At 71.2% G+C, this 14,112-nt stretch carries 15 protein-coding genes; 3 read left to right on the top strand and 12 right to left on the bottom strand.

What is annotated here, in order from left to right; translation table 11 throughout:
• Positions 1-456: amidase family protein (locus ACFWQG_RS14495; RefSeq protein WP_378508324.1), on the top strand; the 456-nt coding region annotated here is incomplete at its 5' end.
• A 1-nt stretch (position 457) separates the two neighbouring features.
• The gene (locus ACFWQG_RS14490; protein WP_378508323.1) at positions 458-1,012 is read left to right on the top strand and encodes a TetR/AcrR family transcriptional regulator; all 555 of its coding nucleotides are present in this window, start codon (positions 458-460) and stop codon (positions 1,010-1,012) included.
• Between the two features lie 14 nt (positions 1,013-1,026).
• Here ACFWQG_RS14490 and ACFWQG_RS14485 read toward each other — a convergent pair whose 3' ends face one another.
• The 7 genes from ACFWQG_RS14485 to ACFWQG_RS14455 all read right to left on the bottom strand — a co-directional run bounded on the left by ACFWQG_RS14485 (position 1,027) and on the right by ACFWQG_RS14455 (position 7,284).
• On the bottom strand, positions 1,027-1,992 hold the full coding sequence (locus ACFWQG_RS14485; protein ID WP_378508322.1) for a DUF389 domain-containing protein: 966 nt from the start codon (positions 1,990-1,992) through the stop codon (positions 1,027-1,029).
• Positions 1,989-2,465, bottom strand: a complete 477-nt coding sequence (locus ACFWQG_RS14480) for an alkyl sulfatase C-terminal domain-containing protein (protein ID WP_378508321.1) — start codon at positions 2,463-2,465, stop codon at positions 1,989-1,991. The genes ACFWQG_RS14485 and ACFWQG_RS14480 overlap by 4 nt, the downstream gene beginning before the upstream one ends.
• Before the next feature lie 74 nt (positions 2,466-2,539).
• On the bottom strand, positions 2,540-3,457 hold the full coding sequence (gene era, locus ACFWQG_RS14475) for a GTPase Era (protein ID WP_378508320.1): 918 nt from the start codon (positions 3,455-3,457) through the stop codon (positions 2,540-2,542).
• Complete coding sequence (locus ACFWQG_RS14470) at positions 3,454-4,785, bottom strand: hemolysin family protein (protein WP_378508319.1); 1,332 nt, start codon at positions 4,783-4,785, stop codon at positions 3,454-3,456. Before ACFWQG_RS14470 ends, era begins: the two co-directional genes overlap by 4 nt.
• A 16-nt stretch (positions 4,786-4,801) precedes the next feature.
• Positions 4,802-5,341, bottom strand: coding sequence for an rRNA maturation RNase YbeY (gene ybeY, locus ACFWQG_RS14465; RefSeq protein WP_378508318.1), 540 nt, complete (start codon positions 5,339-5,341; stop codon positions 4,802-4,804).
• Positions 5,342-5,426: 85 nt separating this feature from the next.
• Positions 5,427-6,503 (bottom strand): PhoH family protein, encoded by a 1,077-nt coding sequence (locus ACFWQG_RS14460; protein ID WP_378508317.1) that lies wholly within the window; start codon positions 6,501-6,503, stop codon positions 5,427-5,429.
• Between the two features lie 121 nt (positions 6,504-6,624).
• Entirely contained in the window at positions 6,625-7,284 is a 660-nt protein-coding gene (locus tag ACFWQG_RS14455; RefSeq protein WP_378508316.1) for a TetR/AcrR family transcriptional regulator, read from the bottom strand.
• A 126-nt stretch (positions 7,285-7,410) separates the two neighbouring features.
• Between ACFWQG_RS14455 and ACFWQG_RS14450 the strand changes: the two genes are divergently transcribed.
• Positions 7,411-8,991 carry an MFS transporter gene (locus ACFWQG_RS14450; RefSeq protein ID WP_378508315.1) on the top strand — a complete coding sequence of 527 codons (1,581 nt, stop codon included), beginning with the start codon at positions 7,411-7,413 and terminating at the stop codon, positions 8,989-8,991.
• A gap of 26 nt (positions 8,992-9,017) precedes the next feature.
• On the opposite strand, the gene ACFWQG_RS14445 is transcribed toward ACFWQG_RS14450, so the two are convergent.
• Genes ACFWQG_RS14445 through ACFWQG_RS14425 form a run of 5 tightly spaced genes read right to left on the bottom strand, consistent with a single transcriptional unit; the run spans position 9,018 to position 14,106 of the window.
• The gene (locus ACFWQG_RS14445) at positions 9,018-9,884 is read right to left on the bottom strand and encodes an STM4011 family radical SAM protein (protein WP_378508314.1); all 867 of its coding nucleotides are present in this window, start codon (positions 9,882-9,884) and stop codon (positions 9,018-9,020) included.
• Positions 9,885-9,886: 2 nt separating this feature from the next.
• Positions 9,887-11,218 (bottom strand): STM4012 family radical SAM protein, encoded by a 1,332-nt coding sequence (locus ACFWQG_RS14440; protein WP_378508313.1) that lies wholly within the window; start codon positions 11,216-11,218, stop codon positions 9,887-9,889.
• Positions 11,215-12,021, bottom strand: coding sequence for an STM4013/SEN3800 family hydrolase (locus ACFWQG_RS14435; protein ID WP_378508312.1), 807 nt, complete (start codon positions 12,019-12,021; stop codon positions 11,215-11,217). Before ACFWQG_RS14435 ends, ACFWQG_RS14440 begins: the two co-directional genes overlap by 4 nt.
• A 46-nt stretch (positions 12,022-12,067) precedes the next feature.
• Positions 12,068-13,162, bottom strand: coding sequence for an STM4014 family protein (locus tag ACFWQG_RS14430; RefSeq protein ID WP_378508311.1), 1,095 nt, complete (start codon positions 13,160-13,162; stop codon positions 12,068-12,070).
• Positions 13,159-14,106, bottom strand: a complete 948-nt coding sequence (locus ACFWQG_RS14425) for an STM4015 family protein (protein ID WP_378508310.1) — start codon at positions 14,104-14,106, stop codon at positions 13,159-13,161. Before ACFWQG_RS14425 ends, ACFWQG_RS14430 begins: the two co-directional genes overlap by 4 nt.
• Positions 14,107-14,112: the final 6 nt, after the last annotated feature.

The following is a 14,112-nucleotide window of genomic DNA, read 5'->3' as shown; positions in this document are numbered from 1 at the left end:
GGGGAGGGTTGGCGGCGGGGGGTGCCCACCCCTTTCCTCCCCGACCCACCCCCCGTGCAAACCCCCCCACCCGGCCCCCTCTGTGGGGGGCCCGCCCTCCCCCCCCCCCGCGCCTCCGAACCGTACTTCCGACGCCGGATCGGGCGAATCTTCACCGAATTCGACGTCATCCTCGCGCCGACCACCGCGACCGCACCGCCGCCGGTGGGCGCGATCGACACCGCCGGACACGTCGCGACGGACCGGATCATCACCGCCGCCTGCCCGTACGCGTGGCCGTGGAACGTGCTCGGCTGGCCGTCGGTGAATGTCCCCGCCGGGTTCACCGACGCCGGCCTGCCCCGCGGAGCCCAGTTGATGGGTCCGGAGTCCAGTGAACCCCTGCTGGTGTCGCTGGCCGCGCAGCTCGAACACGAACTGCACTGGGACCGGGCGGTTCCCGCACGGTGGTGGTGACGTGACCGCGGGCACGGCCCGGGAACGGATCCTGCGGGCGGTGCTGCAGGTGATCGGTACGGACGGTGTGGCCGCGGTGACCAACCGGCGGGTCGCCGCCGACGCCCGTGTCTCGCTCGGGTCGATCACCTACCACTTCCCCACCCGCACCGACATGCTGCGGGACGCGCTGCTCGGGTTCGTCACCGCGGAGACCACCCGGCTCACCGACCTCGCCGAGAGCTACCGGGACCGCGGCCTGTCCGTCGCGGACGCGGCGGCGTTGACTGAACGGGTGGTCGGCGACCTCGGGTGGTCCGCCGAACGCCTCGCCCCGTTCGAGCTGTACATCCAGGCGGGCCGCGACCCGGCGCTGCGGCAGGCCGCCGACGACTGCTTCGCCGCCTACGACCACCTCACGGTGACCATCCTGGACGCGCTGGGTGTGCCGGACGCATCCACCGTCGCACCGACGCTGGTCGCGACGGTCGCCGGCCTGCAATTGCGCCGCGTCGCCACCGGTGTGCCGCAGGACATCTCGGCGGCGATCCTGCGGCTGCTCGTCCCCGCCCCCTGACGGCGGCGGGCCCGTCACCCCGGCGAAATGCGCGCGCCGACGGTGTGGATCACCTGCACCGCCGGGTCGAACGGGACAATGGAATCGACGGTCGCCTGCAGCTCGTCGATCGGTGGCAGCTCGGCGGGACCCAGGACCGACACGATCGCGGTATCCCCCTGCCAGCTGACGTCGGTCACCCGGGCGCCGGGCACGTCCTGCAGCCACCGCTCGCCTGCTTCCCCAATCTGCTGAGCCCACAACGTGGACAGCGTATTCACGACCATCGGCACGGCAACGACGAACACCCCGATCGCGAGTGCGAGGTAGGTGCCACCGCGCCGTCTCGCGGCGGCACCGTCCTCGGCGCCGTAACCGGCGAAAACGAGGACTGCGGTCGCGGTGACAATCAGGGCCAGCACGTTCGACAGGAAGAGAACAAGGGCTCCCAGTGCCAGGGACGGGGCCCCGGACCCGAGACACACCCCCACCACGCCGAGCGGCGGGACGAGGGAGATCGCGATGGCCACCCCGGGCAGGACGTCACCAACGTCGCGGCGGGTCACCGCGATCGCACCGACCAGGCCGGTCGCCAGCGCCGCGACCAGATCGGCCAGCTTCGGCGAGGTCCGGCCGGTGACCTGTGAATTCGCAAGAACGTCGGTGGGATTGGGAAGCAGCTGCGCGAATACCGCACCCACCGCGACGACCAGCACCACCCCGAGCGCGACCACGATCAAGCTATGCCGGATCAGCGATCCCCGACCGGTGGCGATACCCAATCCGACGCCAAGGATCGGCGTCGATAACGGCGCGACGATCATCGCACCGATCACCGTTGCGGTGGAGTCACCCACGACACCGGCGACCGCGATCAGCCCGGCCAACGTCAGCATCGTCCAGAACGCCGACGCCTTGGCCCGGCGATCGCCCTGGGTCAGGTCGAGCCGCTCGTCCAGTTCGGACCGCGTCCGACGCTGACTGTCGGGTACGAGATTCATCGATCCACCCTCACTCCCGCACCCGACCAGCCACACTCCCCTTCCGTCAGTCCGTGACTGATCGCGAAGTCCGGTTCGCCCGGATCCAGCACCGCCGCAAGACGTTCCAGCACCGATGCGTCACCACTCAATTCGATGCCTGCGTCGGCCAGCCCCTGCGCGGACAGGCCGCCAAGCGCGAGCGCGGGGAGGCTCCGCCTGGTCGCGGTCACGGTCGCGTCCGCCTCACCCTTCTGGGGACGGCCACTGTAGGTGAGCACCCCGTTCGCGATCCGCAGCCGGTACCGCTCATCGTCGTCGGTGAGGACGACGTCGAGGGTGAACCTCTCGTCCCACGCCTTCGGACCGTCCACCTGGATCGCGATGGCATCAAAGAGCATCTGCGGGGTGAGCGCGGAGATGACATCCGCCGACGCGGCCACGGCCGGGGTGCCGAACTGACCCTCGGATGCCCGCTTCGATGTGGTGTCCATGGCACGAGCATCGCCCGCCGCGGCGGGTGACCGCCTCACCCGGTGCGGGTGAAGCGGCCGCGGCTACCACACGGTCAGAACCCCAACCGGCCCAACTGCTTCGGGTCCCGCTGCCAGTCCTTCGCGACCTTGACGTGCAGTTCGAGGTAGATCTTGGTGCCGAGCAGCTTCTCGATCTGCTTGCGCGCCTTGGTGCCGACCTCGCGCAGCCGGGCACCGCCCTTGCCGATGACGATGCCCTTCTGGCTGGGCCGCTCCACGTACAGCAGCGCGTGCACGTCGAGCAGCTCACCCTGCTTCTCGGTGCGGCCCTCCCGCTCGAGGATCTCCTCGATGACGACGGCCAGCGAGTGCGGCAGCTCGTCGCCGAGGCCCTCGAGCGCCGCCTCCCGGATCAGCTCGGCCATCAGGGTTTCCTCGGGCTCGTCGGTGAGTTCGCCGTCCGGGTAGAACGCAGGCCCCTCCTCCATGTGCGAGGCGAGGACGTCGACGAGCACCTCGACCTGCTCCCCCGACGACGCGGACACCGGCACCACGTCGGCGTCCGCGCCGAGCAGCTTCGAGACGGCGAGCAGCTGGGCCGCGAGCTGGTCCTTGCTCACCTTGTCGATCTTGGTGACGATGCCGAGCAGCTTCGTCCGCGGCGCGACCTGCCGCACCTGCTCGAGGATCCACCGGTCACCGGGGCCGATCTTCTCGTCCGCGGGAATGCACAGCCCGATCGCGTCGACCTCCGAGTAGGTGTCCCGGACGAGGTCGTTGAGCCGCTGCCCGAGCAGGGTGCGCGGCCGGTGCAGGCCGGGGGTGTCGACAAGGATCAGCTGGGTGTGCTCGCGGTGCACGATGCCGCGGATGGTGTGCCGCGTCGTCTGCGGCCGCGACGAGGTGATCGCGATCTTGCTGCCGACCAGCGCGTTGGTCAGCGTCGACTTGCCGGTGTTCGGTCGTCCGACGAAACAGACGAAGCCGGAACGGAATTCGGTGGTGGTCATGACTGCTCCTGGGTGTCGGTGTCGTCGTCGGGTTCGGGTGCGCGCCGGACCAGGACGGTGCTGATCCGGACCCGGCCGCGGACGTCGCTGCCGCCCTCCGCGCGCAGCACCAGCCGGGTCGCGGTGTCCGAGGCGTCACCGGTGGCGACCACGACCTCGGAGCCGGGCAGCGGCACCCGGCCCAGCTCATAGCCGACGAGGCCGCCGACGGTGTCGACCTCGTCGCTCTCGATCTCCACGTCGAACAGGTCCCCGAGGTCCTCGAGCGGGAGCCGCGCGGACACCCGGTAGCGGCCGTCCGCCAGGTCCTCGACGGGCGGAATCTCGTCGGTGTCGTACTCGTCGGCGATCTCCCCGACGATCTCCTCGATGATGTCCTCAATGGTGACCAGCCCGGCGATGCCGCCGTACTCGTCGACGAGCAGCGCCATGTGGTTGCGGCCCTGCTGCATCTCGGCGAGCAGCCCGTCGAGCGGTTTCGAGTCGGGCACGAACACCGCCGGACGCATCACCTCGGCGACGGTGACGCCGCGGCCGCCGTCGACATCGTGGTACGTCTTCTCCACCAGGTCCTTCAGGTACACCACGCCGAGCACGTCGTCGACGTTCTCCCCGATCACCGGGATCCGCGAGTGCCCGCTGCGCACCGCGAGGGAGGTGGCCTGGCCCGCCGACTTGTCGGCCTCGATCCACACCATCTCCGGGCGCGGCACCATCACCTCCCGGGCGGGGGTGTCGCCGAGTTCGAAGACCGACTGGATCATCCGACGCTCCTCGTCGGCGACGACGCCCCGCTCCTGCGCCAGGTCGACCAGCTCCCGCAGTTCGATCTCCGACGCGAATGGGCCGTTGCGGAACCCCTTGCCCGGCGTCAGCGCGTTGCCGATCAGGATCAGCAGCCTGCTGACCGGGCCGAGCAGCACACCGAGGCCCTGCAACGGCAGCGCGGCGGCAAGCGCGATCGAGTAGGCGTGCTGCCTGCCGACGGTGCGCGGCCCGACCCCGATCGCGACGTAGTTGACCAGCACCATCACCACGGCGGCCACCGCCAACGCCCAGCCGCGCGAGAGCAGCTCCAGCAGCCCGGCGACCAGCAGCACCGTCGCGCAGATTTCGGCGGCGATCCGCAACAGCACGGACAGGTTCACGTATCGGGGCCGGTCCGCGACCACCGCGAGCAGCCGCTGCGCGCCGGGACGATCGTCCTTCGCCATCTCCTCGACGCGGGCGGGCGAGACGGTGTTCAGCGCCGAATCAAGGGCGGCGAACACCCCACCGAGCAGGACAAGGAGGACAGCGAACAGGATCAGCAGGACGGCGCCGGTCACCGGCGCTCACTCGGGGTCACTGCTCGGGCCCGACGAACCCGGTCTTGCCGAGCAGGCGGCTGTCCCGGTCGGCGAGTTCCGCCTCCCGCTGCCGCCGGGCCACGTCCTCGTACCACTCGGCGAGCAGGCTGTTCTGCAGCGCGAACATCTCCTTCTCCTCCTCCGGCTCGGCGTGGTCGTAGCCGAGCAGGTGCAGGACCCCGTGCACGGTGAGCAGCGCCAGCTCGTGCGCGGTCGAGTGGCCCGCCTTCGCGGCCTGGTCGGCGGCGAACGCCGGACACAGCACGATGTCGCCGAGCATCGCCGGACCCGGCTCCGGCGCGTCCGGCCGTCCGCCGGGCTCGAGCTCGTCCATCGGGAACGACATCACATCGGTCGGACCGGGCAGGTCCATCCAGCGCATGTGCAGGTCCGCCATCGTGTCCAGGTCGACGAGCACCATCGACAGCTCCGCCGCCGGATGCACGTCCATGCGGGAGATCGCGAACCGGGCGACGTCGACCAGTTCCGCCTCGGACACGTCCATTCCGGACTCGTTGGATACCTCGATGCTCATCTGTGTTGCTCTCCTCGTGCCGCGGTGGCGGCTGTGCGGGGACTCAATTCCGGTTCCGGGGGTTCGGTTCGGGTGTCGGTGCGGGTCACCGCGACGCGGCTCGCCGCGCTGCCCGGTTGCCGGGCCTGCCGTTGTCGTCGGAGCGTTCCGCGTCGTACCGTTCGTATGCGTCGACGATGTCGGAGACGAGCCGGTGCCGGACGACGTCGGCGCTGGTCAGTTCCGCGAAGTGGATGTCGTCGATGTCGGTGAGGATGTCGGCGGCCGCCCGCAGCCCGGACCGCTGCCCGCCGGGCAGGTCGACCTGGGTGACGTCGCCGGTGACCACGATCTTCGAGCCGAACCCGAGCCGGGTGAGGAACATCTTCATCTGCTCGGCGGTGGTGTTCTGCGCCTCGTCGAGAATGATGAATGCATCATTCAACGTTCGGCCCCGCATGTACGCCAGCGGCGCCACCTCGATGACCCCGGCCTGCATCAGCTTCGGGATGGCCTCGGGGTCCATCATGTCGTGCAGCGCGTCGTGCAGCGGCCGCAGGTACGGGTCGATCTTCTCGTGCAGGGTGCCGGGCAGGAACCCGAGCCGCTCCCCCGCCTCGACGGCGGGCCGGGTCAGGATGATCCGGCTGACGTTCTTGGACTGCAACGCCTGCACAGCCTTCGCCATCGCCAGGTAGGTCTTGCCGGTGCCCGCGGGCCCGATGCCGAACACGATGGTGTTGGCGTCGATCGCGTCGACGTACCGCTTCTGGTTGACGGTCTTGGGCCGGATGGTCTTGCCGCGCCGGGACAGGATGTCGAGGCTGAGCACCTCGGCGGGCGACTCCCCAACGCCGTCGGTCATCATCGCGACGCTGCGCCGGACCGCGTCCGGGTTCAGCGTCCCGCCGCGGCCGACGACGGCGACGAGCTCGGTGATCACCCGTTCGGCGAGCGCGACGTCCGGGACCCGCCCGCTGAGGGTGACGCTGTTGCCGCGGACGTGGATGTCGGCGGCGAGGGCCCGTTCGAGCGCCTTGAGGTTCTCGTCGGTGGATCCGAGCAGGGGCAGCACCGCGTCGGGCGGGATCTCCATGCTCGAGCGGACGGAACGCTGCGCGGGGCGCTGCCGACCGTCGACCGCCCGCGTGGACCCATCAGACCTGGATACGGCGGACGACATGGTCTCACCCATTTCGCTGTCTGCACTCACGTGGTTGCTATGGCCTGCTTCCCTGGTCCGGCGGCGGTGACGTTCGCAGTCTATCGCGCCCGCACGGGTCGCCCCACCGAGTAACCGGCGGTCAGCGCCCGGATGCGGCGCTGCTCTCGCGCAGCCATCGCGTCGCCTCGTCGGCGATCGCCGCCGCCCGCTCCGGCGCGAGGCCGAGCAGGACGAGGGACGCGACCGCGAACGACTCGCCGCTGTCGGTGACCGCGCCGCGGTTCGCCTCCTCGAACATCGCGAGCGCGATCGCCTCGGACAGCGCGACGAGGACCGGTGCGGGCAGATAGCGGGAGAAGACCCCGTCGGCCTGGCCGCGCTCGATGATCGCGAGGCTCGGCGCGCGGGCGGGCACGAGCAGATCCCGGATGCGTTCCTCGCCGAGTTCCCTGCGCGCGAAGGTGAGCAACACCCGAAACCGGTCGCCGACCGGCCAGCTCAGCAGGGCAAGCAGCGCGGTCGTGAGGTCCGGCCGGTCGGGCAGGTCGGGCAGCCCGTCCAGCAGCGAGACCAGCGCCGCGGACGCCTCGTCGGCGATGCCCTGGACCAGCGCCTCCCGGTTGGGGAAGTGCCCGTAGACGGTGCGGCGGACCACCCCGGCCGCCCTGGCGACGTCGTCCATGCTGGCGTCGGGGTTGGCGGCGAACTCGGCGATCGCGGCCTCGATGATGCGGGATCTGTTCGCCCTGACCCGGCCGCGCCGCCGCCCGGTGCCCTCGCCGTCCACGCCGTCGTCCACCTCAGCAGTGTTCCACGACCGCGCCGCGTGATCCCCGACACACACATGTTGCACATCGGTGTGCAATGTTCTTGACTTGCACAACAGTGTGCAAATGAGGTCGTGCCTCGTGAACGGAGCCCGAAAATGACGCTTGTCGCCACCCGCCCGGTGACCGACGACCAGACCCCCTACCCGCGGCGGTGGGCGGCGCTCGGCGTGCTGTGCCTGTCGCTGCTGATCGTGGTGATGGCGAACACCGCGCTGATCGTCGCGGCCCCCGACATGACCCGCGACCTCGCCCTGACCAGCTCGCAGCTGCAGTGGGTGATCGACGGCTACACGGTCCCGTACGCGGCGCTGATGCTGCTGTGCGGGGTGATCGGGGACCGCTACGGTCGCCGCGCGGCGCTGCTGACCGGCCTGCTGGTGTTCGCCGGGGGTGCGGTGTTCGGCAGCCTCGCCGACACCACCGGTGCCGTGATCGCCGCCCGCATCGTGATGGGTGTCGGCGCGGCGATCATCATGCCCGCGACGCTGTCGCTGCTCGTCGCGACCTTTCCGCGCGCCGAACGATCCCGCGCGATCGCGGCGTGGGCGGCGACCGCGGGCCTTGCCATCGCGCTCGGCCCGCTGCTGGCCGGCTGGATCCTCGAATCCTCCTCGTGGAACGCCACGTTCCTGATCAACGTGCCGATCGCGGTGGTCGCCGCGGTGGCCGCGCTGATCCTGGTTCCGCCGTCGAAGGCCGCGCGGGCGGGCCGGATCGACTGGATCGGCGGGCTGCTGTCGGTGGTCGCGATCGGGGCGTTGGTGTACGCGATCATCAACGGCTTCCACTTCGGGTGGACCGCCGGGCCGGTGGCGGCCGGCGTCGGCGCGGCAGCGGGCCTCGCCGCGTTCGTCGCCTGGGAGCTGCGGCATCCGCATCCGCTGCTCGACGTGCGCAGGCTCGGCGACCGCGCGATCGGCGGCGCCACCCTCGCGGTGCTGCTGCTGTTCCTCGCGGCGTTCGGCGCGATCTACTTCCTCGCCCAGCAGTTCCAGTTCGTGCTCGGCTACGGCCCCCTCGAGACCGGGGTCCGGCTGCTGCCGCTGGCGGCCGCGGTGTCGGTCGGCGCGCTGGCCTCGGGTCGCGCCGCGCCGCGCCTCGGCACCCGGTGGGTGATCGCCGGCGGCATGGCGATCGCCGCGGCGGGCGTGCTGCTGCTGGTCCGGGCCGACGCCGGATCCGGCTACCTCGATTTCGCGGTGCCGCTGGTGCTGCTCGGGCTGGGCATCGGCCTCGCCGAGCCGCCTGCCACCGACGCGATCATGGACCGCTTCCCGGACGATGATCTCGGCGCCGCGGGCGGATTGAACGACACCGCCATCGAACTCGGCGGCTCGCTCGGCATCGCGATCCTCGGCTCGGTCCTCGCCGCGGGCTACAAGGACGCGATCGCCGGGTTCATCGATTCCGCACCGCTGCCGACACTGACCGGGGACCTGGCCGCGCAGGCCGACTACGCGATGGAGGTGTCCCGCGAATCCGTCGGCGGCGCAACACTGGTCGCCGAGGAACTCGCCGCCAACCCGATCGCGGCGTCGTTCGCGCAGCCGCTGCGGGACGCGGCGGGCGTCGCGTTCGCCGACGCCATCGGCGGGGCCAGCCTGGTCGGCGGGCTGGCGCTGGCGGTCGGGGCACTGATCGTCGCGGTTATCCTGCCGGGCCGGGCGCGGCGCTGAGGGATTCGCTCCGCCGCCGCCGTCCGCTACCGCGTCAGAGGGTGCGGCAGCCGGACCGGCTCGGCGGGGATCCGTTCCAGCACGCCGCCCGCGAAGACGTCGTACAGCGGGAGCTGCTCGCTGTGCACGTACCCAATGTGGCAGTCGCACACCGCCAGCGGGCAGGGCCGGGGTCGCAGCGCTGCGCGGTAGGACCCGTCGTACAGATTTCCGAGCACCTCGGCGACGAAGTGGCAGCGTCGAACGGTGCCGTCACCGTCGACGGAGACCACCGTCTCCCCGGTCCTGCATGCCCGGCCCCTGGTCCGGTGCGAATGCCTGCTGTACTCGAAGAGCGGGTCGAGCGCGGCCCAGTCGGCCGCGTCCGCATCGGTGTACTCGTGCCCGTCCGCGGCGTTGACCCACAGGTACACCGGGTCCGGGAGCTCCGTGCGCAGTCGGCGGGCGGCGTCCAGGTGCTCCGGCAGTCCGACCACGCCCACACTGAACCGCACCCCGAGCGCGGTCAGTTCGCGTGTCTTGGTGAGGAACCGGTCGTGCGGCGTCTGCCCGGGGTGGTACGTGCACCACAGCGCTAGTGCGGACAGATCGGCGTCCGCGAGCCATCCGGTGCGGCAGCTCAGGTTGGTCTGGATCGCCACCCGACGCACCTGCGGCAGCCGGGACAGCGTCACCAGCGCCTGCCGGTACCAGGACCGGACCAGCCCCTCACCCCAGGGCGTGAACAGGATCGACAGGTCCTCGTCCTGCTCAGATACCCACCCGCAGAATCGGTCCAGCGCGGCGCGGTCGGCGCGCAACTGGGCGGGCGTGTCCCGGCGCTTCGCGAACGGGCAGTACGGGCAGTCGTAGTCACACGACGCGAGCGGCCCACGGTACAAGAGCGTCAGCATCGTCAGCGACCCTCGTACGCGGCCATCGCCGCCCGGACCCGCGGGGAGAACAATTCGGGCCCGAGGGCGTCCGAGTACGCCAGGCCCTCCTCGGTCAGGCGGAGCCGGTCGCCGTCGTCGAGAAGCCAACCGCGACCCGCCCAGCGGCCGAGTTCGTCACCGAAGTGCTCGGCCGGGGCTGCGCCGAAGCGGGACCGGTAGTCCGCCACCGGCATTCCCGCCGCCTGCAGCACGGACTGCAGCAGGTGCCTGCGCCGCGCCTCGTCACCGGTCATCTGGTGGCCGACGACGGCACGACGGAAGTCTCCGGCCGGGGTCGCCACGTAGTCGTCGATGATGGCCCGCACCTCGTGTGCGCCGACCGCATAGTCGAACGAGTAGTGCAAATCCCTGGTGTATGACCGGGCGCCGCACCCGAGTCCGATCATGCCGTCGGTCTGGCAGGCGTGGTCGTTCGGACCGGCATCGGGGGCGTCGGCGCGCCGGAACATCCGCATCGACTCCTGCACATACCCCGCGGCCAGCAGATGATCGCGGCCCCGGCGGTACAGATCCATGCGGTGCGCGTCCCACTCCGGATCGGGACCGACGCGACGCCGGGCCAGCCCGGTCAATGGCCGCACGTACAGCGGGTACAGGTACAGCTCCTCGGGTCGCCAGGCCAGCGCGGCGTCGAGGGACGCGGCCCACGACTCCGGTGTCTGCCCGTCGATCCCGTAGATCAGGTCGATATTGAGGACGGGGATGGCAACGTCCCGGACCCGTTGCAATGCGGCCTCGACGTCGGCGCGGCGCTGCGGCCGGACGGCGGCGCGGGCCTCGATGTCGTCGAAGCTCTGCACGCCGAGGCTGAGCCGGGTGGCGCCGCGGTCCGCGAGGACCGCGAGCCGGTCGGCGGTGGCGGTTGCCGGCGACGCCTCCACCGACAGGGGCACCGCCCGCAGGTCGGCACCCATTCCCTCCGCGATGTCGCACAGCCGGCCCAGCTCCGCCGCGGTCAGGTACGTGGGGGTCCCGCCGCCGAACGCCGCCGTCGCGAACCGGGCCGACGACGCTAGCGACTCGCGCACCGCCGCGGACTGCCGTTCGAGGGCGTCGAGGTAGCGGGTGGTCAGCTCGTCCGGGGCGCCGACCCGGGTGAAGAGATTGCAGAACCCGCACCGCACCTCGCAGAACGGGATGTGCAGATACAGCGACAGCGCGTCCTGCGGTTCGTCCGCCCACAACTCGGTCAGCGCCGGGCGCGGGTCAAGCGGACGGTAGGCAGTCTTGTGCGGGTAGGCGTACACGTAATTCTGGTATGGCGCAACGTATTCCACTGCAACGGCGGTCATCGGGGTCCCTCCAGGAAGAAATGGGCGTACGGCACCGTCCACACCGCGGGGTGGCCGAGCCGGTGACCGGTGTAGCCGTCCTCGCCGTACGTCGTGCCGTGATCCGAGCACACGATCGCGAAGCACCGGCGCCGGCTCGACACCACGTCGAACAGCCGGCCGATGTGCCGGTCCACGTACTCCAGCGCCGCCGCGTGCGTGGCCCGGGTGTCCCCGGCGGCCGCGGTGGCGCCGTCGGCATGGAACCAGTTCGGCTGGTGCAGCGCCGAGACGTTGACGAACAGGAACAGCCGTTGGCTGGCAGGCAGCCGGTCGACGATCCGGGCCGCGAGGTCCGTCTGAGCCTCGAACGACGTCGGCGAGGTCACCCCGAGGTCGGGCGACCAGTGCGCCTCGGCGAACAGGTCGGGCAGCACCGAGCCAAGCGCCCCCCGGCGGTTGAAGAAGCCGACACCACCGATGCATGCCGTGTGGTAGCCCACGGAGGCAAGGCCCGCAACGATATTCGCCTCCGGGAACACGAAGGTCCCGGCCGCGGTGGATTCACTGCCACCGAACTCGGCCGCGAACAGCCGCGGGTGCGGGCCCTGTCCCACCGGGGTCGGCAGGAACCCGGCGAACATCGCCTGGTGCGAGGCGTACGTGAAGCTGCCGGGGGCGTGCCGCTGTTCCCACCGACCGCCGGGCAGGTGCCGCGCCAGGTTCGGGATCCGCCCGGCCGCCGCGAGCTCGCACGCCACGTCGTAGCGCAGCGTGTCGAGGGTGACCATCAGAATGTCGTCGGAGCCGACGACCATGTTCATGTCGGGCTGTGTCGTCTCACGCTGTGTCGTCTCACGCTGTGTCATCTCACGCTGCGGCATCGTCGATCCATTCGTCGAGTGCGGCCACCTGCGCCGCGTAGGTGTCGAGTCCGTCGGCGCGACCTGGAAGCCCGGCCAGGCCGGGAAGCAGGTCGCCGAAGGCGTTCACCTCGCCAACCGCGGCGCCGCGCCAGCCCGCGGCGGGCAGCAGGTCCACACCGACGCACAGGGTGCGGGGGAAGCAGGCGGCCGCCGACTCCGCGACGGCCAGCGCCCGGTCCCAGCCGTAGCCCACGGACTCGAAACCGGACCGCGCACTCTCCAGGTCGCCGCGTCGCCCGCCCAGGTGCAGGTTGGTCATCGGGTGACCGCTGATGCGGAGTACCGCGTGGGTCGCCCGTCCGGCGACCACCACCACCCGCAGGTCGGCGACGCCACCGGCGGCCGACGGCTTCGGCAGCCACGCCTCGATGTGCAGTGTCTCCCCGGCCACCGCGTCGACGACGGCGCCGACCGCGTCGTCGCCCGTGTACCGACGCACGCGCAGCGAGTTGTGCACCCCGTCCGCGGCGATCTCCACGCTGCTGCGGGCCTGCACCCGGCCGCCGGAACCGATCTCCACCGCGACCACCCCGGCCGCGGACGAGCCGTGCGCCGGCTTGACGAAGAACCGCCGCAGCCCCGCCGCGACCGCCAGTTCCCGCACCTCAGACCAGTCTCGCGGCACCGGGGCGCCATCACCGGAGGTCGGCGACACCGGCACCGGCACACCGGCGTCCGCGAGGACGCCGTGGCAGCGCCGCTTGTCGAACAACACCGCCAGATCGTCCGGGTCGGTCAGCAGTCGCCCGCCCCGCAGCGTCCCGACGGCGGCCGTCAGCGCGGCGTACCACCGCGGGCCGCCCCCGATCCGGGTCGGGTCGCCGGGACCGCGGAGCAACGCGTCGACGTCGGGATTCTCGCCGGGCGAGTCGAGGCGCACCACCTCGTCGGGCTCGAATCGTGCGCCGCCCGTGGTGAGTACGTCGCGCCAGGGCACCACCCGGGGGGCGGGGAGACCGGAGCGATCCGCGGCGGCGAGGAACAGCGTGACGCGCCGGTTCTCCGGGTTGCCCACGACCGCGAGGCGGGGACGGGTCATTCGCCGACCGCGACCGACCGGTAGATGGTGCCGTCGTACTCATCCTCGTCGGCGTCGCCGCCGTCGAGGTTCAGGTCCGTGCCTGACGACGCGAAGACCGCCCGGATCCGGTCGCGCATGTCGTCGGTCAGATAGTTGTGGTGCAGGTCCAGGGATTCGAGATGGGTGAGGGACTGCCCGGCGAGCAGTGCCTCGGCGCCCTCGTCCTGGAGGATGCCCTTCGACAGGTCCAGGTGCCGCAGCCGCGGCACGATCGCCGCCGCCGCGACCGCGGCGGCGGTGTCGTTCTGATACTCGCAGTTCACCAGCGCGAGGCGCGTGAGGCCGGGAAGCCGATCGCCGGCGAGGATCGGGGCGAGATCGTCGACGGTCGAATCGGCCCCGTAGTTCTCGTCACCGAGCCACAGCTCCAGGTCGGTGAGTGCGGGCAGGTCCGACGCGGCCACCGCCCGGACCACGTCGCCGGGCAGTCCGCCCGATTCGATCGTCAGGCTGCGCAGGTGCTGGTGCCGCACCGGGCTCAGTTCCAGCTGATTGCCGCCCCGCACCCCCAGGTGCTCCAGCCGCGGGAAGGCCGTGAGGAGGGCGGTGACGTCGGACTGCACGATCCACGAGATCTCGCAGTCCTCGAAGGTCATGTCCCCCAGGAACAGTGCCCGCAACGCGGGGAGCTCGTCGGCCGCGGCGACGAGTGCCGCCACCACGCCCGCCGAACTGGTCTCGTACGGCTCGGACCAGCCCCCTACGACGATGGCCTGCACGGACGACGGGTCGACCGCGGTACGAAACGTCGCGAACGCCTCCGGCCACTCGAGCTCGGTGTCGTACGTGGGCACCGAGATTCGCCAGGCCACCGGACCGGATGGCGCGGGAACGGGTGTCCCGTCGATGGGAAACTCGACGACGGGACGGCCGTGGAACTGGTCCTGCAGCGTGCTGATCACCGTGCG

It is taken from the genome of Rhodococcus sp. NPDC058532 (assembly GCF_042719255.1).
Taxonomy (GTDB): Bacteria; Actinomycetota; Actinomycetes; order Mycobacteriales; family Mycobacteriaceae; genus Rhodococcus_G.
This window is presented reverse-complemented; position numbering and strand designations above follow the sequence as displayed.

Bases quoted from the DNA above. Each gene is read 5' to 3' on its own strand.
- ACFWQG_RS14485 (WP_378508322.1), bottom strand. From the start codon at position 1,992: ATGAATCTCGTACCCGACAGTCAGCGTCGGACGCGGTCCGAACTGGAC.
- ACFWQG_RS14480 (WP_378508321.1), bottom strand. From the start codon at position 2,465: ATGGACACCACATCGAAGCGGGCATCCGAGGGTCAGTTCGGCACCCCG.
- era (WP_378508320.1), bottom strand. From the start codon at position 3,457: ATGACCACCACCGAATTCCGTTCCGGCTTCGTCTGTTTCGTCGGACGA.
- ybeY (WP_378508318.1), bottom strand. From the start codon at position 5,341: ATGAGCATCGAGGTATCCAACGAGTCCGGAATGGACGTGTCCGAGGCG.
- ACFWQG_RS14460 (WP_378508317.1), bottom strand. From the start codon at position 6,503: ATGTCGTCCGCCGTATCCAGGTCTGATGGGTCCACGCGGGCGGTCGAC.
- ACFWQG_RS14450 (WP_378508315.1), top strand. From the start codon at position 7,411: ATGACGCTTGTCGCCACCCGCCCGGTGACCGACGACCAGACCCCCTAC.
- ACFWQG_RS14445 (WP_378508314.1), bottom strand. From the start codon at position 9,884: ATGCTGACGCTCTTGTACCGTGGGCCGCTCGCGTCGTGTGACTACGAC.
- ACFWQG_RS14440 (WP_378508313.1), bottom strand. From the start codon at position 11,218: ATGACCGCCGTTGCAGTGGAATACGTTGCGCCATACCAGAATTACGTG.
- ACFWQG_RS14435 (WP_378508312.1), bottom strand. From the start codon at position 12,021: ATGAACATGGTCGTCGGCTCCGACGACATTCTGATGGTCACCCTCGAC.
- ACFWQG_RS14430 (WP_378508311.1), bottom strand. From the start codon at position 13,162: ATGACCCGTCCCCGCCTCGCGGTCGTGGGCAACCCGGAGAACCGGCGC.